Raw genomic sequence first — 20,616 nt, forward strand, 5'->3', positions numbered from 1 at the left:
GGTCAGATCGTTCGGAGCGAGAGGTCGCGGTTGAGGCGTTCCTTGTCCGTATCGGAGAGGCTCCCGTCCAAGCAGACGTACTGCGTGTCCGCCGGGAGATCGAACTCGGTGAGCGTCTCGTACGTCACCGATTCCGCGAAGGTGACCACCGCGTCGCGGTCGTCTTCGGACAGGTGATAGGTGTGGTCCGCGAGGGCCTCGACGGCGGCGTCCAGCGAGAACCCGAGCAGGAGCTGTACCTCGACCAGCGCGGCGTCCGGATCGGTCAGATCGACGGCCGAGCCGGCGTCGGCCGCGTATCGTTCGAGCGCGGCGCGGGCTTCCGACTCCGTGTCGGGCCGTCCCCACCGCTCGAAGCGCGACTCCCCGAGCGTGTACTTGTCGAAGCCGAGCCCCGGAGCGGCGCCCGGCAGGTCGTGGTCGTCGGCGACCTGCTCGCTCGCCAGCCGCAGGCGCCGCTCGCAGACCTCCGCGTGGGTCGTCTCTTCCCCCCGCGGCTCGTCGAGTTCGTCGTCCAGTTGGACGAGCATGAACCGGACGGGGTCGTCGAACTCCTCGGTCGCGTTGAGCTGCATGACCGCGTGGCCCGTCGTCCCCGATCCCGCGAAGAAGTCCAAGACGATGTCGCCGCCGTCCACGCTGTGGCGGATCAGCTTCCGGATCAGGTCCGTCGACTTGGGGAAGTCGTACGCCTTGTAGCCGAACAGCGATTTCAGCTCGCGCGTCGCCGTGCCGGTCATCCCCGTCTGGAGGACGGTGCGGTCGAAGGCGTCCTCGAACAGCTCGATGTCCTCGTCGGTCGTCGTCGTTTCGATCCACGACGAGAGCGGCTTGTACCGGCTCTCGATCTCGTTTTGGAAGCGTTTGAACTTGGGCACGCCCTCGCCGTCGTCGGGGAAGAGGATCCGACCCTCCTCGATGTACTGCCGCATCGTCTCCTCGCCGAGGCGCCAGACGCTGTTCGGGTCCGGCTGATAGGTGTGGCCGGTCTCGGGGTCCGTGATCTCGTAGAACATCGTCGGCCGCTCGTCTTTCGTCCGCGAGTTCTTCAGATCGCCGGCGACCCACGGGCCGCGCGGATCGTCGTCCGGGTTCGTGTAGTTGTCGAACGACTTCTCGACGCCCCGCATCTCGAACGCGTCGGACCGCTGGTACACCACGACGTACTCGTGGTCGATGGACATCCCGCCCGAGTTCCGTGCGTCGGGGGTCCGGCGCTTCCAGACGAAGGTGCCGACGTAGTTGTCCTCGCCGTAGATCTCGTCCATGAGGTGGCGGAGGTTGTGGTACTCGTTGTGATCGATGCTCACGAAGATCGCCCCGTCGTTCCGGAGGAGATTCCGCCCGAGGAACAGCCGGGGATACATCATCGACAGCCAGTCGCTGTGATACCGCCCGTTCGTCTCCGGGTTGCTCACCAGCTTGTCGCCGTCCGCCGTCCGCTGGCCGGTCTCCCGCTCGTAGTCGGCGGCCGCGGTCGAGTAGTCGTCCTTGTAGATGAAATCCGACCCGGTGTTGTACGGCGGGTCGAGGTAGATCATCTTTATTCGCTGCTGGTAGGACCGCTGGAGCGTCTTCAGGATCGCGAGGTTCTCGCCCTCGATGAAGTGGTTGCCCGACCCCCCGTAGTCGACGCTCTCGTCGGGACGCGGGACCAGCGTCTGCTCCGTCGCCGCCTGGGCGCGTGCGGTGGCCTCGCGCTTTCCGGCCCACGAGAGCTCGTACCGCTCCGTCCCCGACGACTCCCCGTCGGCGTCGAGCAGCGATTCGAGCTTCGCCGCGTCGAGCTCTCCCTCGGAGAACGCGCTCGGCACGATCTCACGGAGTTTCGCCCGTATGGCGGCCGCGTTGGACGGTTTCTCCAGTCGGTCACGCTCATCACTCATATACACCCGGAGAGAACCGACACGGGGTTAAACCATCGTACTGGGGACCGAGATCGGGCCCGAGCCTCGTTGAGAGCCCGGTCGACGACGCCGGTTCGCGTCGCGGGCGGGGCTCACCGAGTCAGGGCGGCGTCGTCGCGAGTTCGAACAGCCGTTCTTCGCCCCGCTCCGCGGGCGACCGGCGCCCGCCGAGGAGCTCGATCAGCTTCGAATACGTGAGACAGCGGAACGGGTTGTCGTCGGTCAACTCGTCGAGGGCGGGCTGCGTGACGGCCTTCTCCCATCGATCGTATCGGTTGTCGGGGACGACGGACACGGCCCGGGGCGTCGCGCCGGTTTCCGCGTACGCGTTCCCCATGCGAACGATTCCGTCCTGCGGGTCCGTCGAGTGCTCCACCTCGAACATCGCGACCGGCGTCTCGCCGTCGAACCAGATCAGGTCGACGTTCCTGAGCCGCTCGCGAACGGTGTCGGAGAAGTCGCCGGGTATCCGCAGCCGCGTCTGCGTATCGCGGAGGACCTCGCTGCGATCGGTCTCCGGGTCCCCGATCCACGCGTCGTAGCCGACGGACTTGCCGAACTCGGCGAGTCGGTTGATGATCCGGTCGTGGTCCAGTTCCAGCTGCTCGCGCTGCGTTTCCGTGTCGACCAGGCCCTCCTCCTCGGCCAAGGTGTTTCCGGCGAGCGTCTGCTGGTACGAGTCGCGTCGCCGCCAGTAGACGACGCCGTCTTTCTCGACCGGCTCAGCGGTCGACTGTAACACGTCCAATATCTCTTGGTTCTCCGGCGTCTGCGCGTCCTTGAGGCTCGTGAAGATCCGCGAGAGGATCTCGTCGAGCGTGGCGGCGGACCCCTCCTTCCCCGCGTAGACGGATTCGATCAGCCACCTGATGCGGCGCTGGAGCGGGATGTACTCGACCTCGTCGGTCGCCGCCCAGTCGGCGGTCGTCCACGCGTCGCCGTCGGCGGTGCGTTCGAGGTAATCGTCGAAGAGGCGGCGATAGTCGAAGTCGCGCACCTGTTCGGAGTGCATCCTGTTGTCCTCGATGAGCCGCAGCGTCACCCCGCGGACCAGCTGATCGTACGTCGCGCGGCCGTCGTGGAGCCGGATGACGCGCTTCGCCTCCTCCAAGATGGACTCCCGGACCGCCTGAATGTCACCGAAGTCCAGTTCGGGCTGTTCCCGGGTCTCCGGTCGCCGGAACGTGATGTAGATGTCGCCGTTCATCGTCCCCGGCTTCCGGCGGTTGATCCAGTTCGTGTACTCCTGTGCGGGAACCTGATAGACCGCGTCGACGTAGTCGAACCCGGCCTGCTGGATCGCGTGCATCAGGGAGTTCCAGTATTTGAGTTCGCTGCTGTGGAACGTGACCGTCAGATGTCCGCCGCTCTCGAGCACTCGGAACACCTCCTCGAACGCCGCCGCGAGCATCTCCTCGTAGCGCTCCCGCGGCTTCTCTTGGCGCGGATTGACGACGATTTCGTCCTCCCAGTTGACGCTGCTGTCCAGCCAGCTGTTCGCCATGTAGCTGAGCTCGAAGTACTGGACGGCGTCGCCGTACTCGGGATCGGTGAACACGTACTGTACCGACTGGTCGTCGACCGGGAGGTCGCGCGCGTCTCCCTGGATGAACCTCCCTCGGTCTCCCACGGGGTCGCCCCCGTTCAGTTCGTCGTTCGCCTCGCGCATGCCGTCGAGCACGGTCGAGAACCGGTTCCGGAACGCGTGCGCGACGTTGAGTTCGAGGTTCTCCGGGTGGATGACGTAGTTCTTCGCCGCCCAGCCCTTCTTGTTCGGCCGCTGCATCCGGCTCACGTGTTCGAGAATGGCGACGAAAGTGAGCAGGAGGGCGTCGACGACGGTCCGGTCAAATTCCTGTGTTTCCAGCCGGTGTATCTCGTGCCGGAGGATAGACAGCGCGATCAGATTCCGGTCGGTGAACAGCTTGTCGACGCGCTCGGTCCCCGGACGACTCGTGTAGAAGTCCTGTCCGTTGGGGTACACCAGCTCGTTGTCGGGGTAGTAATAGGGGGGCGAGAGCTCGCCGATCCGGTCGAGTTTGGCCTCGTCCGCCTCGTCCAGCGGGACCGTTTCACTCGCGTCGCACTCCGGACAGACGTACTTGAGCTCGTTCGGAACGTCCTCCTCGATCCGGATGTACCCGTTTTCGAACAGCCGCTGGTTGATCGCCCGCGTTATCTCCGACTTGCGCGCGTCGCCGAACTCGTCTAAGTCGATGCGCTCCACCAACGCGTCGTGCGAGAGGCGCTCGGCCTCGCTGAGCTGATCGTAGATTTCCGTCGCGAGGGCATCGAGCGTCCCGTCGCCGGATATCGGCTCGCTCGCTTGCCCCGGACTGGGCGAGTACACCCGAGTCGCGGTCGTTTCGAGCGTCCGCGCCCGTTCGTGGCCGCAGTTCCGGCACGTCGTCTCGTAGAGCCACCGGAATGACCGCTGCGCGTCGCCGTCGGCGCCGCCGACCTCGTGGCGCCGGTACCGGAGGTTCTCCATCACGGTGTCGAACCCGTCTTCGAGTTCGTCCAAGTCCACGTGAGCGGCGGTCGTGCGGGCGATGTGGCGGAACAGCGGGTTCAGGTCGTTGTAGATACCGCGACGGTCCGCCCGGAGCGCCTCCAAGGCGGTGACGCCGCTCCCGGAGAACGGGTCCAGCACCGTCTCCCCCTCGTCGGTGAACTGCTCGATGTAGCTCGTGACGAGGTTCTGTGGCTTCCGCCCCCAGAACCGAACCATGTTGTACATCGGTGTGTTCGGCGAGGAGACGGCGTGTTCGGGGGGCTCCGTGATATCGTCCGCAGGCATATCGATCGGTTACCGGGGGGGAGGTAGCTGCCGGGGATAAGGGCACCGCCTCACGACCGGCGATATCTCTATAAGATAGCTGACTGTTTAGACGGAACGTCGATGGACATCACGACGGAAACGATAGACTGCGACGGGCACGGCGGCTTCGACTGCGTTCGGTATCGGTTCGACTACGGCGGCGAGGACCGCGCGCTGCTCGACGAGCTACGAGACGACGGGGAGCGTCTCGCTGAGGGCTCCGACGGACGGATGGCCCGGGATAGCTCCCGCGGCAGGTCGGCCGACACGCAGAGCGTCGACGGTATCTCGGGAGTGCTGGCGGAGTGGGTGTGGAAAGACTGGCTCACCCGAACGGCCGAGCGGCGCGACACGGGCGCGGACGTGTTCCAAGACGACGAGTGGGACACCCCACAGGAACAGGTCGACATCACCGTCGACCGCGGCCGCGGCGAGAGCGCCGCCGTGGAGGTCCGGTCGTCGTTCCCCTACACGGGCGCGGAGAAGGCGGTGTGTACCCACTTCGACGTGATTGGCTGGTACAACAACGAGGTGAAGAAACGCGAGATACGGAAGGACTACTACGTCCGCGTGTTGTTCCCGTTCCACAAGAGTAACTTCTGGACGGAGTTCGAGTCGAACTCCTTCGACGTCTACCTGGCCGGGGGTGCGCCCCGAGCGATGCTAGAAGACAGCCCGCACGCCGAAGACAAGCCGTTCACGCCTCACTGGGACGACTCCTCCGACGGTGGCCAACGGGGGACGTACCGGGTGATCAGCCCGATCGCGAACGCGATGGACACGCCGGCGATCACCGACGAGATCGTCGCGTAGGCGGGGCGAACGTCGAACCGAGCGCCACGGCCGCCGGAGCGACGGCGATCTGCACCCCAAGCGATCCGAGTCAGAGGTCGATCGGAGAACCGTTCGCGGCGCTCTCCGACAGCGCGTCGAGGATCCGCATGTTCGCAACGGCCGACGCGCCGTCGGTCACGGGGGTCGCGTCGCCGGCGACGCGGTCGGCGAAGTGCTCGACCTGAAGCCGGTACTGATCGACCGCCGGGAACGTCTCGACCCCGCGACGGCCGTCGATCTCGTACTCCAGGTCCAGCCGCTCGTCGGCCGGGGCGTCGAAGGCGTTCTCGACCGCGACCCACCCGTTCGTCGCGTCCACGCGGTACCGCTCGACGTGGCGGGTGTCGAACCCGGAGGCGACCCGGGCCGACCGGCCGTCGCCGTACGCAAGCACGCCCGCGAGTTCGGTGTCGACGCCCGCGTCGCGGGTGTCCCCCGTGTGGGCGTACGCCCGGTCGGGAGCGCCGAGGACGGTGCGAGCCAGCGAGACGGGGTAGCAGCCGACGTCCATCAGCGACCCGCCGGCGAGCTCCGGGTCGAGTCGAACGTCGTTCGGGCGGTCGGACAGCGGGAACCGGAACGTCGCGGTCACCGTGCGCACGTCGTCGAGTTCCGTCGCGGCGAGCTCGACGGCGCGCTCGGTCCGGGGGTGGTACCGGTACATGAACGCCTCCATCAGGGTGACGCCGCGGCGGTCGCAGTGGTCGGCGACCGCTCGCGCCTCGGCGGCGTCGGCGGCCAGCGGCTTCTCGCAGAGGACGGCGAGCCCGGCGTCCGCGGCGCGTTTCGTCCACTCACCGTGGAGCCCGTTGGGGAGCGGGACGTACACCGCGTCGATGGCGTCGTCGTCGAGCAGTGCCTCGTAGGTGCCGTAACTGCGGGGGATCGAGTGGCGGGCGGCGAACGACGCCGCGCGGTCGGCGTCCCGGGACGCGACCGCGTCGACGGCGTGGTCGCTCGCGGCGATCGCCGGGACGACGGCCTTGTCGGCGATTCCCGCGGTCCCGAGGACGCCGAATTCGAGGCGGGCCGGTTCGGTCGAGTGAGCGCTCATGTCCGCCGCGACGCGGCCCCACCTCAAGTGGTTTGGGTCCCGGCCGAACGAGACGCTCGACGTGGGGCGGCGCGCAATGTATCCGTCTGCGAGCCCGAGACACGGGCGATGCGGTCCGACCCGCGAACCGCGCTCCGGCGGCTCTACAGACAGGTGGCACCCATGGAACTCACACGGACACAGGTACGCGAGTACGACCGCCGCGCGGCCGACGCCGGCGAGACCGAGACGGCGACGTTCGGCGTCGGCTGCTTCTGGGGCCCGGACGCGCAGTTCGGCGCGGTGGAGGGCGTCGTCCGCACCCGCGCGGGGTACGCGGGTGGGACCAAACGTGACCCGACGTACCACTCGCTGGGCGACCACACGGAGGTGGTTCAGGTCGATTTCGACCCCGAAACGATATCGTACCGGGATGTGCTGGAACGGGTGTTCGCGGCGCACGACCCGCGGCGGCAGTCCCGGAAGACGCAGTACCAGAACGTCGTCCTCGTCGAGCGCGCGGCCCAGCGGGAGGCCCTCGACGAGTTCCTCTCGGCGCGGGGACTCACCGCCGACGGGATCGACACGCGCGTCGAGCGGCTGTCGCGGTTCTCTCCCGCGGAGGACTACCACCAGAAGTACAGGCTCAGGTCCGCCTCGTCACTAATTGAGCCGTTCGACGCGGCCGGATACGACGGCGCCGAGCTGCGAGAGTCGCCGCTCGCCGCCAAGCTGAACGGGTACGTCGCCGGACACGACGTGAACGTCGCCGAGGAGCTCCCGGCGCCCGAGTGAGTCCGTCGAGGCTCGCCCGCTCGAACTCGATCGGCGACCAGCGTTCGCCATGGAACTCGCGCCGGGCGTACGCGCACTCTCCCTACACGTATCGCTGGACGGCCGGGAAGCGACACTCACTCCCACCGCGGTCGAGACCCCGCAGGGACTCCTCCTGATCGACGTTGGCCTGCCCGACGAGGTCGGCGTCCTCGGAGACGCGCTCGCGGACAAGGGGTTGTCCCTCGACGACGCGCGGGGCGTCCTCGTCACGCATTAGGAGCTCGACCTCGCCGGCTGTCTGGCGGCCGTGGTCGACCGGACCGGCGCCGCCGTGTTCGCCCACGAGGCAGAGGCCCCGTAGCTGGAGGGCGACGAGGAGCTCGTCAAGTCGAGCGAGGAGCGGCCGACGGTGATCGAACCGGCGACCGTCGACGTCCGCCTGACCGGGGGCGAGACGTTCGCGACGGCGGCCGGTCCGACGGAGGTCGTCCCGACCCCCGGCCACAGCCCGGGGCACGTGTCGGCGTACTTTCCCGGCCCCGAGCTGCTCGTCAGCGCCGACGGCGAACTCGCCGGGCTCAGCCCGGAGATGACCCCGGACCTCGACACCGCGCTGGAGAGCGTCGCAGTCCTCGCCGACCGGGACGTGGCGGAGACGGTCTGCTTCCACGGGGGCCACGTCGAGGCCGGGACGGAGCGCCTCGAAGAGATCGCTGGCGGTGAGTAGGGCCGACGCGCTGAGCGCGGACGCGTCGAGCGCGGATATGCGGTAACGTCGACGCTCAGAGAGCGAGCGCGCCCCCCGCGATCCGTGTCTTCAAGCCGGACGCGCCGTCACGGTTCGTCGTGGACGCGAACGAACTCTCGCTCCGGTCGTACGACCCGCGGGACGACGCGGCCGTGTGGGCGCTTCACGAGTGGGCGATGCGGGAGACCGGGGTCGACCCGTCCGACATCCCCGGCACCGACGACCTGCGGTCCGTGGCGGCGTCGTACCTCGACGCGGGGGGCGCGTTCGTCGTCGGCGTCGTTGACGCCGTCGACGCCGACCAGTCGCCGGACGATCCGTCGCCGGAGCGGCAGTCGGTGGATTCGGCGGCGTCACGGGCCCCGGACCAACTGGCGACCCACGACGGGACGCTCGCCGCGATGGGCGGCTACGTGCCCAACGAGGCCGGGCACGGCGACGAGCGCGACCGCCCCGGCGCCGCGGAGCTCCACCGGATGCGCGTCGCGCCGCCGTACCAGCGGCGCGGCTACGGACGGGCGCTGCTCGACGAGCTGGAGCGGCGGGCGGCCTCCGGTGGGTTCGAGACGCTCCTCGCGACGACCTCGACGCGCCAGCCCGCGGCGCTCGACTTCTACGCGAGTCGGGGATACGAGCGGACGGACACCTCGACCGCCGGCGCGTACGAACTCGTCCACTTCGAGGAGGAGCTCTGAGCGCCGCGCCGGAAGGGGTCAATCGGGCGGGAGAGTCTCACCCGGAGGGGTGACCTCACCCGGAGAGATCGAAGTGCTCCGCCGCCGTCTGCATGTCCTTGTCGCCGCGCCCGCAGAGGTTGACCAACAGCGTGTCGTGTCGGTCCTCCTCGGCGAGCTTGGCGGTCAGCGCGAGGGCGTGGGCCGGCTCCAGCGCCGGGATGATCCCCTCGGCCTCGCTCAGTTCGCGGAACGCGGCCAGCGCCTCGTCGTCGGAGACCGCGTGGTACTCCGCGCGGCCCATCTCCTGGAGCGCGGCGTGCTCCGGCCCGATGGCGGGGTAGTCGAGCCCGGCGGAGACGGAGTGGTTCTCGGTGTCGTCGCCGATCGTCTTCGTCTTCATCCCCTGGAAGATCCGCGGCTCCTCCTGTTTCGTCTTCGAGAGCGGGGCCGAGTGGTTCGCGTCGTCGGTGCCGCCCGGCTCGGCGCCGTAGAACATCACGTCGTCATCCTTGAACGCGTGCCAGAGGCCGATCGAGTTCGACCCGCCGCCCACGCAGGCGACGCACGCGTCGGGGAGGTCGCCGTGGCGCTCTTGGATCTGCTCGCGGGCCTCGGTCCCGATGACGGACTGGAACTCGCGGACCATCCGCGGGAACGGGTCGGGCCCCACGACGCTGCCGACGAGGTAGTGCGTCGAGTCGACGTTCTCGGCGAAGTCCTCTAACGCGGCGTCGACCGCCTCCGCGAGCCCCTCGTTGCCGCGGTCGACCGGCTCCACGTCCGCGCCCATGAGGCGCATCCGGAACACGTTCATCTCCTGTCGCTGCATGTCGTGCCGGCCCATGTACACGGTCGTGTCGAGGTCAAGCAGGGCGCCGACCATCGCCGTCGCGGTGCCGTGCTGCCCCGCCCCGGTCTCCGCGATCAGGCGGTCCTTCCCGGCCCGCTTGGCCAGCAGCGCCTGCCCGAGCGTGTTGTTGAGCTTGTGCGCCCCGCCGTGGAGGAGGTCCTCGTGTTTGAGGTAGATGTCCGCGCCGTACCGCTCGCTGAGCGTCTCCGCGTAGAAGACGGGCGTCGGCCGCCCCGCGAAGTGTTCGAGCAGGTCACGGAACTCCGCCATGAACTCGTCGTCGGCGACGGCCTCCTCGTAGGCCGCCGCCAGCTCCGCCAACGGTTCCTCCAGCGGTTCCGGGACGTGTCGGCCGCCGAACTCGCCGAACTCGCCTGGCGTACCCATGCGTGACCGGTGTGGCCGCGACTCAAAAAAGACGAGGGAACCCCCGGGCGCTGCCGCGGTCGCGGCGCCCGCCCGTGACCAACGATTTGTGTCGCGACCGAGACCGTGGCGTATGGAACGACTGGTCTGTTACGACTGCGGCGAGACGTACCCCGCCGGCGAGGCGGCCCGCTGCGCGTGCGGCGAGCCGCTCTGGTTCGACACGCACGGGACCGGGTTCTCGTGGCCCGAGGCGAGCGGCGGCGGTGGCGTGCGGCTCGGGCGAGACTCCCTCTGGCGGTACGAGCCCGTCCTACCCGCGGCGATCGTTCCGAGCGGCCTCGCCGCGGCCGCCGGGGGCACGCCGCTGTTCCGCGCGCCGTCGATCGAGCCGGCGGACGGGCCGCGGGTCCACCTCAAGGTCGAGGGGACCAACCCGACGGGGAGCTTCAAGGACCGGGGGACGGCCGTCGGGATGGCCCGCATCGACGGCCCGGTCGGGACGGTCTCGCACGGCAACATGGCGCTGAGCGTCGCCGCGCACGCGGCGGCGCTGGACCGGGAGGCCGCGATCCTCGTCGCCGAGGACACGCCGGACTCGCGGCTCGCGATGATCGCCCAGCACGACCCGCACCTGTTCCGGGTCCGGGGGGAGTACGGGCGGCTCTACGAGGACACGCTCGACCACGACCTCGGGGTCGCCTTCCTCAACTCCGACGCCCCCCTCCGGGTCGCCGGCCAGAAGACGGTGGCGTACGAGATCTGCGAGGCGTTCGCTCCCGACGCGCCCGACGCGATCGTCCTGCCGGTCAGCAGCGGCGGACAGGCGAGCGGCGTCTGGAAGGCGCTCCGAGAGCTGGACGCGGCGGGAGTGCTCCCGTCGATCCCGCGGATCTACCTCGCGCAGGCCGCCCGCTGTGACCCGATCGCGCGGGCGTTCCGGCGGGGAGACTCCCGCGTCGAACCCGTCGCGGGCGAGCCGACCGCGGCCGTCTCGATCAACAACGCCGACCCGCCGAGCGGGAACCGCGCGCTGGCCGCCGTCCGGGCGACAGACGGCGGCGTCGTCTCCGTCTCGGAGGAGTCGATGCTGGCCGAGACTGACCGGCTCGCGGCCGACGCCGGAGTCTCCGTCGAGCCGTCGTGCGCGGTGGCGACGGCCGCCGTGCGAGAGCTCGCCGCGGCGGGCGAGTTCGGCCCCGACGACGACGTGGCCGCGATCCTGACGGGGTCGGGGTACAAGTACGGAGCGACCGAGGTCGAGGGCTCGTCCGTTCGGGAGGTCGACCGGGCCGACGTTCCCGACGCGGTCCGCGATATCGTATCGTGACCGGCCGGACGCACGGAGGTCGTTCGGAAGAGCGGCCAGCGGGGTCGGCGGCCTCGTCGGAGCGGCTACGGCGCGGCCTGCTTCGTCGAGACCAGTTCGATCACGTCGCGGTGGGAGAGCTCGCGGTCGGTGCCCACCTGCCGGCCGCTCCGGCAGTCGGTGCCGTGGAGCAGCCCCTCGCCGATGTCCGAGTGGATGTGGTACGCGAAGTCCTCCGTCGTCGACCCCTCGGGGAGGATGAAGCAGTCGCGGAAGACTCCCTTCTCGTCTTTGCTCCCGTTCGCGGAGCCGGGGAAGACGGCGATACAGCCCAGCACGTCGAAGACGGCGGACTCGAGCGCGCCCTGGACGCCCGTGCCGTCGTACTCGTCGACGAACTCGGCGATCTGGTCGAGGCCGGCCTTCTGTTCCCCGGAGACGTCGCCGACGACCTCGAACGCGTCGTCGCCGGGCGTGTAGTCGACGACGCCGGCGTCGTCGGCGTTCTTCAGCGCCTTCTCCGCGTGAGCGCTCGCGGGGACGAACGAGAGGTGGTCGTAGTCGGGGTCGGTCGTTATCTCCGCCCAGTTCGCCTGCGCCTCGGGGGTGTCCATCTTGTTGGCGGCGATCACCATCGGCTTCGTGCGCTTGCGGATCTCGCGGGCCAGTTCGACTCTGTCCGTCTCGTCCCAGGTGTCCGGATCGAGTTCGAGCCCCTCGGCGAGGATGACGCGCTTCATCCGGTCCTTGTCGATGCCGAACGCGGACATCTGGTCGGCGAGCTCCTCCTCGATGGCCGCGTTCGCGCCGTGATACCGCGTCTCGAACTTCTCTAAGCCCTTCTCCAACACGTCGAGGTACCACGCGTCGAGCTCCTCCTCTAAGAAGTCGATGTCCTCACGGGGGTCGTGGCCCTCGGTCGCCTCGCCCTCGATGTCGGTCTTCCCCGAGAAGTCGACGACGTGGATCAGCACGTCGGTCTCGTTGAGGTCGGTGAGGAACTGGTTGCCGAGCCCGCGGCCCTCGTGGGCGCCCGGGACGAGCCCGGCCACGTCGACCAGCTTCACGGGGACGAACCGCGTCCCCTCGCGGCAGACGCCGACGCTCGGCGTACAGGTCTCGTCGAACTCGGGCGCGGCGCAGTCGACGCGGACGTACGCCTCGCCGACGGTCGGGTCGATGGTTGTGAACGGGTACGCCCCCTCCGGTACGTCGTTCATCGTCGCGGCGTTGAAGAACGTCGACTTGCCCACCGAGGGCTTGCCGACGAGACCGATCCGATAGCTCATTACCACCGCTGCGCGGCGCGGCGCCAAAAGCGATGCGAGACGCGCCGTGGCGTGGGGATCGGTGACGAGGGAGGGGCCCGGCCGCGAGCCGTCGCGGGAGGCCCGATCTACGCGTCGCCGTCGGACTGCCCGGGCTCCCCGAGCGCCTCGATCGGGAGGACGTTCTGGAGCGCGGCGTGCGCGTCGGCGGCGCCCTCGAACCTCGCCTGGTCGACCTCGGCCAGGAGGTCGCCAAGGTCGGCGTCGCCGTCGGCGAACAACACCGTCGTGCCTGCGAACGAGTCGGCGAGCGCTCCGCGGTCGGCGGGGTACGCGCGGTCGGCGAGCGTCGATTCGAGGCGGGAGCGGTTGATCTCGTCGGACATACCGACCCGTCGTGCGAGAGAGCATAAGCGCGCGCTCGGCCCGGACGCCACCGGACGGCGGCGAGAAACCGGCAAGAACAAAGGGTTATCCGTCCCGGTCGTCATGCTACACGTGAACATGCCCCTATACGACCGGATTCTGGTCCCGACCGACGGCTCCTCGGAGGGGGAGTTAGCGGTGTGTCACGCGCTCGACCTCGCCGCGGTCCACGGGGCGTCGGTGCGCGCGATATACGTGGTCGACACCGCGCGGTACGCCGGGATGCCGATGGAGACGACGTGGGAGGGGGTGGGCGACCTGCTGTACGACGACGGCGAGGCGGCGCTCGAGACGGTGTGCGAACTCGCCGCCGACCGCGGCGTCGACGTCGAGACGTCCGTCGTCGACGGCTCGCCGAGCCGCGAGATCATCACCCACGCCGAACGGACGGGCTGCGACCTCGTCGTGATGGGGACCCACGGGCGCGGCGGGATCGACCGCCTCCTCCTCGGTAGCGTCGCCGAGAAGGTGGTCCGGGGGTCGTCGGTGCCGGTGTTGACCGTCCGGATCGGCGACGACGAGGACGCGGCGACCGCGGGCGAGACCGCGACCGCGGGCGAGACGGGCGCCGCCGGGGCCGACGCGGACGGGTCCGTCTCCGACGCGACGGAGACGGGGTAGCGAGCCGCGGCGCGTCGGCTGGGAGTCAGGCCGCGTCGCGGAGGTCAGGCCGCGTCGCGGAGGTCAGGCCGCGTCGCGGAGGTCAGGCCGCGTCGCGGAGGTCAGGCCGCGTCGCGGAGGTCAGGCCGCGTCGCGGAGGTGTTCACAGTCGCCCGCGTGGACGCGCCGCCGGCCCTCGTCGGTGTCGACCACGAGCGCACCCGGCTCCGTCACGTCGACCGCGGTGCCCTCCACGACCCCCTCGGCGGTGTCGACCCGGACGCGCCGCCCGAGCGTGCTCGCCCGCTCGCGCCACGCGGGGAGGACCTCGTCGAGCGCGCCGGGCGAGGCGGTCAGTTCCGCGTAACGTTCGAGCAACGTCGCGGCGAACCGCCGCCGGTCGATCGGGCCGCCGCGCTCCGCCGAAAGCGACGTCGCGCCCGCGGGCAGCGTCTCGGGGTCGAGGTTGGCGTTGACGCCGACGCCGACGACGAGCCAGCCGACCCGGTCGGCCTCCCCCTCCATCTCCGTCAAGATCCCCGCCAGCTTCGGGCCGCCGCGGCCGGGGGCGGCGGGATCTGGCACTTCGGAGCCGCTTCCGTCGCCCCCGACGAGCACGTCGTTCGGCCACTTGATCCGCGCGTCCACGCCGGCCTCGCGGGCGGCGTCGGTCGTCGCCACCGCGGCCGCGAGGGTGAAGAGCGGCGCCCGCGCGGTCGGCACGTCCGGCCGGGTGAGGACCGACAGCCAGACCCCGCCGCTCGGCGCGACCCACTCGCGGTCGAGTCGGCCGCGGCTCCCGGTCTGTTCGTCGGCGACTACGGCGACGTCGGTCTCCCCTTCCGCCGCGAGCTCCCGGGCCCGCTCGTTCGTCGACGCGATCCGGTCGTGATACTCCACGGAGTAGGGTGCGTCGAGGCCGAACGCGATCCCTGGTCCGGAGTACCCCGGCTCGTCGGGGGCGACGTACCCCGCCGCGGTCGACTTGACCGCGAACCCGTCCTCGCGGAGCCCCTCGACCGCCTTCCAGACGGCCGCCCGAGAGACGCCGAGCGACTCGGCGAGGGCGGGCCCGGAGACGGGGCCGTCGTCGGCAGCGAGGGCGTCGAGCAGCGCGCGCCGCGTGTCCATGTCGCCCGTTCCGACGCCCGGGCCGAAAGCCGTTCCGGGTCCGGGACGCTTTGTGTGCGGCGCGCGAAGGAACGCCGATGACCGAGGACGAACCCGACGAGGACGCCGGCGGACGGTCAGGGGGCGGGTCCGAGACGGTCCCGCTCGTCGTCGTCGACGGCGACGACCGCGTCGAACTCGCCGTGGAGCGCGGTCGCAACCTCCGGCGGGTCATGCTCGACGCCGGCCTGTCGCCGTACGCGTCCGCGATGCGCCGGCTCAACTGCGGGGGGCGGGGGATCTGCGCCACCTGCGGCGTCCGCGTCCGAGAGGGGCCGCCGGCCGACCAGTGGCACGACCGCCTCGCCGACCGGTTCGGCTACCCGCGGCTCTCCTGTCAGATCGCGGTCGACCGCCCGATGACGGTCGCGCTCGTCGACAAGCGCGTGTGGGGCGGGCGGCGGTCGAGCGGCGACGGGTAGCGGCCGCGACCGCGCCGGGCCACACCGCGTTTCCGGTGAAACGGCGAACGGTAGCGCGTGGCACGCGACCGCGCGGGGAAAGCGTGACGACACCGCTCGCGGCACAAAAGCCAAGTCCGCGGGCCCGAACGGTCCGGTATGCAACCCTCCAAGGAGCGCGAGTCGTCCGACGACCCGATGGACGACCTCGACGACCTCCTCGACGACGACCTCGCGGGCGGCGAGGGAGAGTCAGAGGCCGACGCCGGCGGGGCCGCGAGCGCCGAGCCGACGGCGGGGAGCGAGGCCGGCTCCGGGGACGCCGGCCGGGTCGGCGTCTCGGGGCGGTGGTTCTCGGCGAAGGCGTTCGGTCTCGCGCTCGTCGCGGTCGCGGTCGGCGTGTTCGTCGGCGGCCTGATCCCGCTCATCGGCGGGACGATCGGGACCGCGGGCGGCGTGTTCGTCGCCGCGTTCCTGCTCGGCCTTGTGCTGTCGGCGCGCCGCTACGTCGAGACCGGGACCGCCGGCGCCGCCGCGGGCGCGGCGAGCGCGGTGACGAGCGTCCTCGGCGTCGGCTTCCTCCCGATCGGGATCGACTACCTCTCGCAGTGGGGGCTCCCGCTCGTCGCGGTCGGCGGGGGCGTCGGGCTGGTGCTCGCGCTGCTCGGCCACTACTTCGGCCGCGACCTCCGCGCGGGACTGAGCCGAGACGTGGAGGGGTGAGCCGCCGAAATCCGCGAGGGGTGAACGACCGGAACCCGCGAGAGGCGTCTCCGTGAGCCGCTACTCTCGCAACCGGTCGACGCCGACGTAGTCGGCGATCTCGCGGCGCTCTAAGACGAGGAAGCCGGCGAGGATCGCGACGAACCCGATCAGCGCCTCGGCGTCGACGAGGTGACCGAGCAGGGCCCAGCTACCGACCGCGGCGACGACGGGCTCGGCGTAGCCGACGAGGTGGAGCTGCGACGGGCCGACCGCGTCGAGCAGCGCGAAGTACAGGAGGAACGCGACCACGCCGGAGAGCAGCGTCAGATACGCGAGCGAGGCGATCGCCGTCTGGTTCCAGGCGATCGCGGCGGGCGACTCGCCGATCGCGGCGGCCGCGACGAGCAGCTGCCCGGCTCCGATCACCATCGCCCAGCCCTGAAGCGCGGCGATCGGGAGGTCGGTGCGGAGCGGGCGCAGCAGGACGGCGCCCAGAGAGAAGGCGGCCGCGCCGGCGAACGCGAGCGCGACGCCGACGACCGCCGCGCTGCCCAGCCCGGCCGCGGCCGGGTCGGCGATCACGGCCACGCCGATGACGCCGAGCGCGAACCCGCCGATTTCGACGGGGCCGAGGCGTTCGTTCGGGAGGAGCGCGGCCGCGAAGACGGCAGTCAACACCGGCGAGAGGCTCACGACGACCGCGGCGACCGCGCCGGAGATCCGGATCTCGCCGAGGTAGAGGAACCCGTGATACGCCGCGATCACGAACGTGCCCGCGACGGCGACGCCGAGCCACTCGTCGCGGCCCCGCGGGATCCACCGGTCCGCGGCGACCGCGGCGTAGCCCAGCACGACCGCGCCGGCGACGACGTACCTGACGCCGGCGAACAACAGCGGCGGGAAGTAGTGGAGGCCGGCCTCGATCGCGACGAAGGACGTGCCCCAGAGCGTTGCGAGCAGCAGGAACGCGGCGACGACCGCTTCCGGAGTAGAGAGGAGGTTTCTGAGATTCACTGGTTATGAATTCGAAAGACGTAGACGTAGTTAAACTATTCTCTCGGATAGTGCGTTATTCGAAACGAAGAATCAGACATACGAATTAGATCCGATTCGAGCCCCGAACGGCGCCGACATCTTGGAGTATCCTCCAACCCTGTCGGTCGACATATACAACCGGTCGGGGGTCGATCCGGGGGTATGGACGAGCGCGACGTGCGGCTGTTGAAGGCGATATCCGATCTCGGTACCGGGAGCCCGGAGCGGCTCCACGAGGAGACCGGGATTCCGGTGTCGACGATCCACTACCGACTGAACAACCTCCGGGAGGACGGCGTCATCGAGAACGACCTGTACGACCTCGACCACGAGGCGCTCGGGCTCGGCGTCACCGTCATCGTCGAGGTGCTCGCGAGCTACGAGGGTCCGTACGAGGAGTTCGCGGACGAGCTGCTGGCGGTGGAGGGCGTCACGGAGGCGTTCTTCACGATGGGCGAGACGGACTTCGTCGTCCTCGCGCGACTCTCCTCGTCGGACACCGTCGAGCGGCTCATCAGCGACTTCGAGGCGATCCCCGAGGTCGAGCGCACGAACTCGACGTTCACCATCGCGGCGCTGCGCGACGAGCCGCGCGCGCCGGCGACGTACGACCTCGACACGTTGATCGAGGAGCTGACCGAGTGACGGCGGCTCACTCGGGCGTCAGCGAGGCGCCGACAGAGCGCTCGACGTACAACAGCAGCACGAGCCCGAGCATTACGGTCCCGTAGGAGACGGCGGCGAACAGCGCGTCCTGCGTCGAGGGGTACTCGGTGGTGCGGAAGATGATCACCTTCCGGACCATCGCGATGACGCCGGTGTAGATCACCAGCCTGACGATCCGCCTGGTGTCGCTCTGTTCGATGTACGCGACGACCGTCTGGTACACCTCGACGATGATGAGCAGCAGGAGGCCCGTCTCGATGAAGCCGATGACCACTTCCGGGTTCGTGATCTCTCCCGTCGGGACGGACTCAACGATCTGGATCGCGAGGTCGACGACGCCGATACCGAACAGGAGCGCGAACAGCGCCGCGGCGGCGAGTTCGACGGCGTGAACGAAGCGGTTCGTCACCTCCGAGACGCGGCCGCTGACCGTCTGCGTCTCGGCCGGGTCGGGCGCGCGGTCCGACGCGGACGAATCGTCCGACTGGTCGACCACAGGCGAGTCTGCCATCAGATGACCCTCAATTCCGATAACGGACTCGCGCCACGTAAAGAGGGGGCCTAACCGGTGTGGGACGCGCGGAACGCGTTACGAGCGCTTGCCGATCTCCTCGCGAAGCACGTCGGAGACGACCTCCCCGTCGGCCTTCCCGCGGAGCGCGCCCATCGCCTCGCCCATCAGCCCGGAGAACGCCCCCATCCCCTCGGCCTCGATCTGGTCCGTATTGCGCTCGACGACCTCGACGACCGCCTCGCGGACCTCCGCCTCGCTCACGCCCGAGAGGCCCGCCGCCTCGACGGCCTCGCTCGCCGTCAGATCGGGGTCCTCGGCGAGCGTCGTCAGCACCTCGGGGACGCCCTCCTTCGCGAGGTCGCCCGACTCGACGAGGTCGAACAGCGCGAGGAAGTGGTCGTCGGTGAGGTGCTCGACGGGCGCGCCGTCGCGCCGGATCTCCGTCGTCGTCGACTCCAGCGTCGTCGCAGCGAAGGTGGGGTCGACGCCGCGGTCGACCGCCGCCTCGAACAGCGGGAACCGCTGGCCGAACGCGACCTGCTCGGCGAGCCCGGCGTCGAGGCCGAACTCGTCGGCGTACCGTTCGGCCTTCTCGTCGAGGAGTTCCGGCGCCTCCACGTCCGAGGGGTCCGGTTCCACCGGCGGCACGTCCGTCTCGGGGTACATCCGCGCGGCGCCCGGGAGCGGGCGGAGGTAGCGGGTCGTGCCGTCGTCGTTCGCGCCGCGGGTCTCCTCGGGGACGCCCTCCATCGCGGCCTCGGCGCGCTCCGCGGCCGCCTCGATCGCGAGGTCGGCGGTCTCCGGGTCGGCCGCGACGATGGCGACCGCGTCCGCCTCGCCCGCGCCGACCGCATCGCGTAGCGCGTCGACCTCCGCCTCGGTGACGCCGTACGCCGGCAGTTCGTCGGTGTGGAAGATGCCGCCCGCGCCGTGGCGCTTCGCGTGGTCCGACAGCTCCGTGCCGAGCCGGCGGTCGGGCTGGAGTTCGCGGCCAACGAGGCCGTCGAACCCGAACAGCGGGACCGCGGTGACCTTCCCGCCAGAGTCGAGCGCGCCGCGGATGACGCCCGACTCGGTGTCGGCGAAGACATCGGTCGCGTCCGTCACGTCGCCGACGCTCGCGTCGCGTTCGCGGAGTTCGTCGCGGATTTCGAGCAGCTCCGCCTGTCGGCTCACCTCGCCGCGGACGATGTCCTCGATCCCTTGGAGGTCCTGAACGCCCTTCACCTCGACGCGCGCGCCGTCGGCGATGGAGACGTTCACGTCCTGCCGGATGGTGCCGAGCCCGCGCTTGACCGCACCCGTCGAGCGAAGCAGCATCCCGATGCGCTCGGCGGCCTGCCGCGCGCCCTCCGGGCTGCGGATGTCCGGGCCCGTCCCGATCTCGACGAGGGGGACGCCGAGCCGGTCGAGCGAGTAGACGACGCCGTCGTCCGTCTCTTCGACGCGCTTCGCGGACTCCTCTTCGAGCATGAGGTCGACGACCGACACCGACCCGGACTCCGTCTCGATCTCGCCGTCCTGCCCGAGGAGGATCGAGCGCTGGAAGCCGGAGGTGTTCGAGCCGTCGATGACGAGCTTCCGCATGACGTGCGCCTGGTCGACGACCGAGAGGTCGAGTAGGTCGGCGATCTGGAGCGCCACGGAGAGCGCCTCGCCGTCGACGCGGCGGGGCGGTTCGTCGTCCTCCTCGACGAGGCAGGTCGTGTCGTACGCGAGATAGGTGAACTCGCGGTCGACGCGGCTCTCTTCCATCGCGGCGTCGTCCAGCTCGCCCAGTTCGCTCTTCGTCGGGTGGAGCTGTCGGGTGATCGACCGGTCGGACTCGTCGGGGTCGCGCTCGACGGTCGGGGAGTCGCAGAACAGCTTGGTCTCGGTGTCGAGCTGCTGGTGGATCTCCAGCCCGGCGACGAGCCCCAGTTCCTCGTAGTCGTACTCGGGGGTCGCGTCCGTACTCATTACGCCACACTCCGACGGCGCGCGACTAAAAGGGTGGCAGTTCGCGCGGGCGAGGCGACAATCAGCAACAAACAGCCGATGCGGTGGCGCGTGCCTGCGATCGACCGCCCCCGGCGGCCGCGAAGCCAGCACGCGCGAGGGAGTCGGTGGTCCTCCGCTTCGCTCCGGACCACCGACAGGGCGAGAGCCCCGCTCTCGCTTACAACCGGACGTCGTCCGGTGACGAGGCTGGGGGGGCGTGAGGCGCGGTGCTGTGCTGGGCGGGACTCAAAGGGGCAGTCGCGAGGGCGGCGCAGGCGACGTAAACACCGTAGTGAGTGAGCAAAGCGAGCGAACGAGGAGCGCAGCGAGCGTGCGCCGCCCTCGCGACTGGGGCTTTGGAGGTGGTCGCCGCCGGTCCACGAGTAACGATTTATAACCGAGCGGCCGGGGCTGTGGGGCAGTTCACCACCGTAGCATTCCGATCGTAGTCGTCACTTCTTACGTAGCATCGAAAGGAATTATGCGTGGGTGCTGTCGTAGAGACAACACCGGCATCGGTGGGGGTGTG

At 69.9% G+C, this 20,616-nt stretch carries 20 protein-coding genes; 9 read left to right on the forward strand and 11 right to left on the reverse strand.

What is annotated here, in order from left to right; all coding sequences use genetic code 11:
- Window positions 1-2: 2 nt before the first annotated feature.
- Together EO776_RS08580 and EO776_RS08585 are read right to left on the reverse strand one after the other, a co-directional pair.
- The gene (locus tag EO776_RS08580; protein ID WP_094521342.1) at window positions 3-1,886 is read right to left on the reverse strand and encodes a site-specific DNA-methyltransferase; all 1,884 of its coding nucleotides are present in this window, start codon (window positions 1,884-1,886) and stop codon (window positions 3-5) included.
- A 121-nt stretch (window positions 1,887-2,007) separates the two neighbouring features.
- A complete protein-coding gene (locus EO776_RS08585; protein ID WP_094521343.1) occupies window positions 2,008-4,707 on the reverse strand; it encodes a DNA methyltransferase in 2,700 nt (899 codons plus the stop codon).
- A gap of 102 nt (window positions 4,708-4,809) precedes the next feature.
- Here EO776_RS08585 and EO776_RS08590 point away from each other — a divergent pair, with 102 nt between their 5' ends.
- Window positions 4,810-5,541, forward strand: a complete 732-nt coding sequence (locus tag EO776_RS08590) for a hypothetical protein (RefSeq protein ID WP_089307559.1) — start codon at window positions 4,810-4,812, stop codon at window positions 5,539-5,541.
- 70 nt (window positions 5,542-5,611) lie between these two features.
- On the opposite strand, the gene EO776_RS08595 is transcribed toward EO776_RS08590, so the two are convergent.
- Window positions 5,612-6,616: a Gfo/Idh/MocA family protein gene (locus EO776_RS08595; protein ID WP_129452387.1), complete on the reverse strand. Its 1,005-nt coding sequence runs from the start codon at window positions 6,614-6,616 to the stop codon at window positions 5,612-5,614.
- A gap of 162 nt (window positions 6,617-6,778) precedes the next feature.
- Here EO776_RS08595 and EO776_RS08600 point away from each other — a divergent pair, with 162 nt between their 5' ends.
- The gene (locus EO776_RS08600) at window positions 6,779-7,390 is read left to right on the forward strand and encodes a peptide-methionine (S)-S-oxide reductase MsrA (RefSeq protein ID WP_049930071.1); all 612 of its coding nucleotides are present in this window, start codon (window positions 6,779-6,781) and stop codon (window positions 7,388-7,390) included.
- Between the two features lie 82 nt (window positions 7,391-7,472).
- On the opposite strand, the gene EO776_RS19330 is transcribed toward EO776_RS08600, so the two are convergent.
- Complete coding sequence (locus EO776_RS19330; protein ID WP_241897996.1) at window positions 7,473-7,715, reverse strand: hypothetical protein; 243 nt, start codon at window positions 7,713-7,715, stop codon at window positions 7,473-7,475.
- Between the two features lie 66 nt (window positions 7,716-7,781).
- Here EO776_RS19330 and EO776_RS19335 point away from each other — a divergent pair, with 66 nt between their 5' ends.
- On the forward strand, window positions 7,782-8,099 hold the full coding sequence (locus tag EO776_RS19335) for an MBL fold metallo-hydrolase (protein WP_241897997.1): 318 nt from the start codon (window positions 7,782-7,784) through the stop codon (window positions 8,097-8,099).
- Window positions 8,100-8,218: 119 nt separating this feature from the next.
- Entirely contained in the window at window positions 8,219-8,815 is a 597-nt protein-coding gene (locus tag EO776_RS08610) for a GNAT family N-acetyltransferase (RefSeq protein WP_049929366.1), read from the forward strand.
- 55 nt (window positions 8,816-8,870) lie between these two features.
- On the opposite strand, the gene trpB is transcribed toward EO776_RS08610, so the two are convergent.
- Window positions 8,871-10,034 (reverse strand): tryptophan synthase subunit beta, encoded by a 1,164-nt coding sequence (gene trpB / locus EO776_RS08615; RefSeq protein ID WP_049929365.1) that lies wholly within the window; start codon window positions 10,032-10,034, stop codon window positions 8,871-8,873.
- Between the two features lie 112 nt (window positions 10,035-10,146).
- Here trpB and EO776_RS08620 point away from each other — a divergent pair, with 112 nt between their 5' ends.
- Entirely contained in the window at window positions 10,147-11,343 is a 1,197-nt protein-coding gene (locus EO776_RS08620) for a threonine synthase (protein ID WP_094495298.1), read from the forward strand.
- Between the two features lie 65 nt (window positions 11,344-11,408).
- On the opposite strand, the gene EO776_RS08625 is transcribed toward EO776_RS08620, so the two are convergent.
- Together EO776_RS08625 and EO776_RS08630 are read right to left on the reverse strand one after the other, a co-directional pair.
- Complete coding sequence (locus EO776_RS08625) at window positions 11,409-12,611, reverse strand: redox-regulated ATPase YchF (RefSeq protein WP_049929363.1); 1,203 nt, start codon at window positions 12,609-12,611, stop codon at window positions 11,409-11,411.
- Between the two features lie 107 nt (window positions 12,612-12,718).
- Entirely contained in the window at window positions 12,719-12,976 is a 258-nt protein-coding gene (locus EO776_RS08630; protein WP_086220050.1) for a DUF5789 family protein, read from the reverse strand.
- A gap of 118 nt (window positions 12,977-13,094) precedes the next feature.
- Here EO776_RS08630 and EO776_RS08635 point away from each other — a divergent pair, with 118 nt between their 5' ends.
- Entirely contained in the window at window positions 13,095-13,637 is a 543-nt protein-coding gene (locus EO776_RS08635; RefSeq protein ID WP_049929361.1) for a universal stress protein, read from the forward strand.
- A 120-nt stretch (window positions 13,638-13,757) separates the two neighbouring features.
- Here the strand turns inward: EO776_RS08635 and EO776_RS08640 are convergent, their stop codons facing one another.
- Window positions 13,758-14,747: a biotin--[acetyl-CoA-carboxylase] ligase gene (locus EO776_RS08640; RefSeq protein ID WP_086215570.1), complete on the reverse strand. Its 990-nt coding sequence runs from the start codon at window positions 14,745-14,747 to the stop codon at window positions 13,758-13,760.
- 77 nt (window positions 14,748-14,824) lie between these two features.
- Here EO776_RS08640 and EO776_RS08645 point away from each other — a divergent pair, with 77 nt between their 5' ends.
- Together EO776_RS08645 and EO776_RS08650 are read left to right on the forward strand one after the other, a co-directional pair.
- A complete protein-coding gene (locus EO776_RS08645; RefSeq protein ID WP_094495295.1) occupies window positions 14,825-15,208 on the forward strand; it encodes a 2Fe-2S iron-sulfur cluster-binding protein in 384 nt (127 codons plus the stop codon).
- Window positions 15,209-15,346: 138 nt separating this feature from the next.
- Window positions 15,347-15,910: a hypothetical protein gene (locus tag EO776_RS08650; protein WP_086215568.1), complete on the forward strand. Its 564-nt coding sequence runs from the start codon at window positions 15,347-15,349 to the stop codon at window positions 15,908-15,910.
- A gap of 60 nt (window positions 15,911-15,970) precedes the next feature.
- Here the strand turns inward: EO776_RS08650 and EO776_RS08655 are convergent, their stop codons facing one another.
- The gene (locus tag EO776_RS08655; protein ID WP_049929356.1) at window positions 15,971-16,906 is read right to left on the reverse strand and encodes a DMT family transporter; all 936 of its coding nucleotides are present in this window, start codon (window positions 16,904-16,906) and stop codon (window positions 15,971-15,973) included.
- Window positions 16,907-17,089: 183 nt separating this feature from the next.
- On the opposite strand from EO776_RS08655, the gene EO776_RS08660 reads away from it, so the two are divergent.
- Window positions 17,090-17,572: an Lrp/AsnC family transcriptional regulator gene (locus EO776_RS08660; RefSeq protein WP_049929354.1), complete on the forward strand. Its 483-nt coding sequence runs from the start codon at window positions 17,090-17,092 to the stop codon at window positions 17,570-17,572.
- Window positions 17,573-17,579: 7 nt separating this feature from the next.
- Here EO776_RS08660 and EO776_RS08665 read toward each other — a convergent pair whose 3' ends face one another.
- A complete protein-coding gene (locus tag EO776_RS08665; protein ID WP_049929353.1) occupies window positions 17,580-18,104 on the reverse strand; it encodes a phosphate-starvation-inducible PsiE family protein in 525 nt (174 codons plus the stop codon).
- A 78-nt stretch (window positions 18,105-18,182) separates the two neighbouring features.
- A complete protein-coding gene (gene gatE / locus EO776_RS08670; protein WP_094521345.1) occupies window positions 18,183-20,066 on the reverse strand; it encodes a Glu-tRNA(Gln) amidotransferase subunit GatE in 1,884 nt (627 codons plus the stop codon).
- Between the last annotated feature and the right edge of the window lie 550 nt (window positions 20,067-20,616).

The organism is Halorubrum ezzemoulense, assembly GCF_004126515.1.
GTDB lineage: Archaea > Halobacteriota > Halobacteria > Halobacteriales > Haloferacaceae > Halorubrum > Halorubrum ezzemoulense.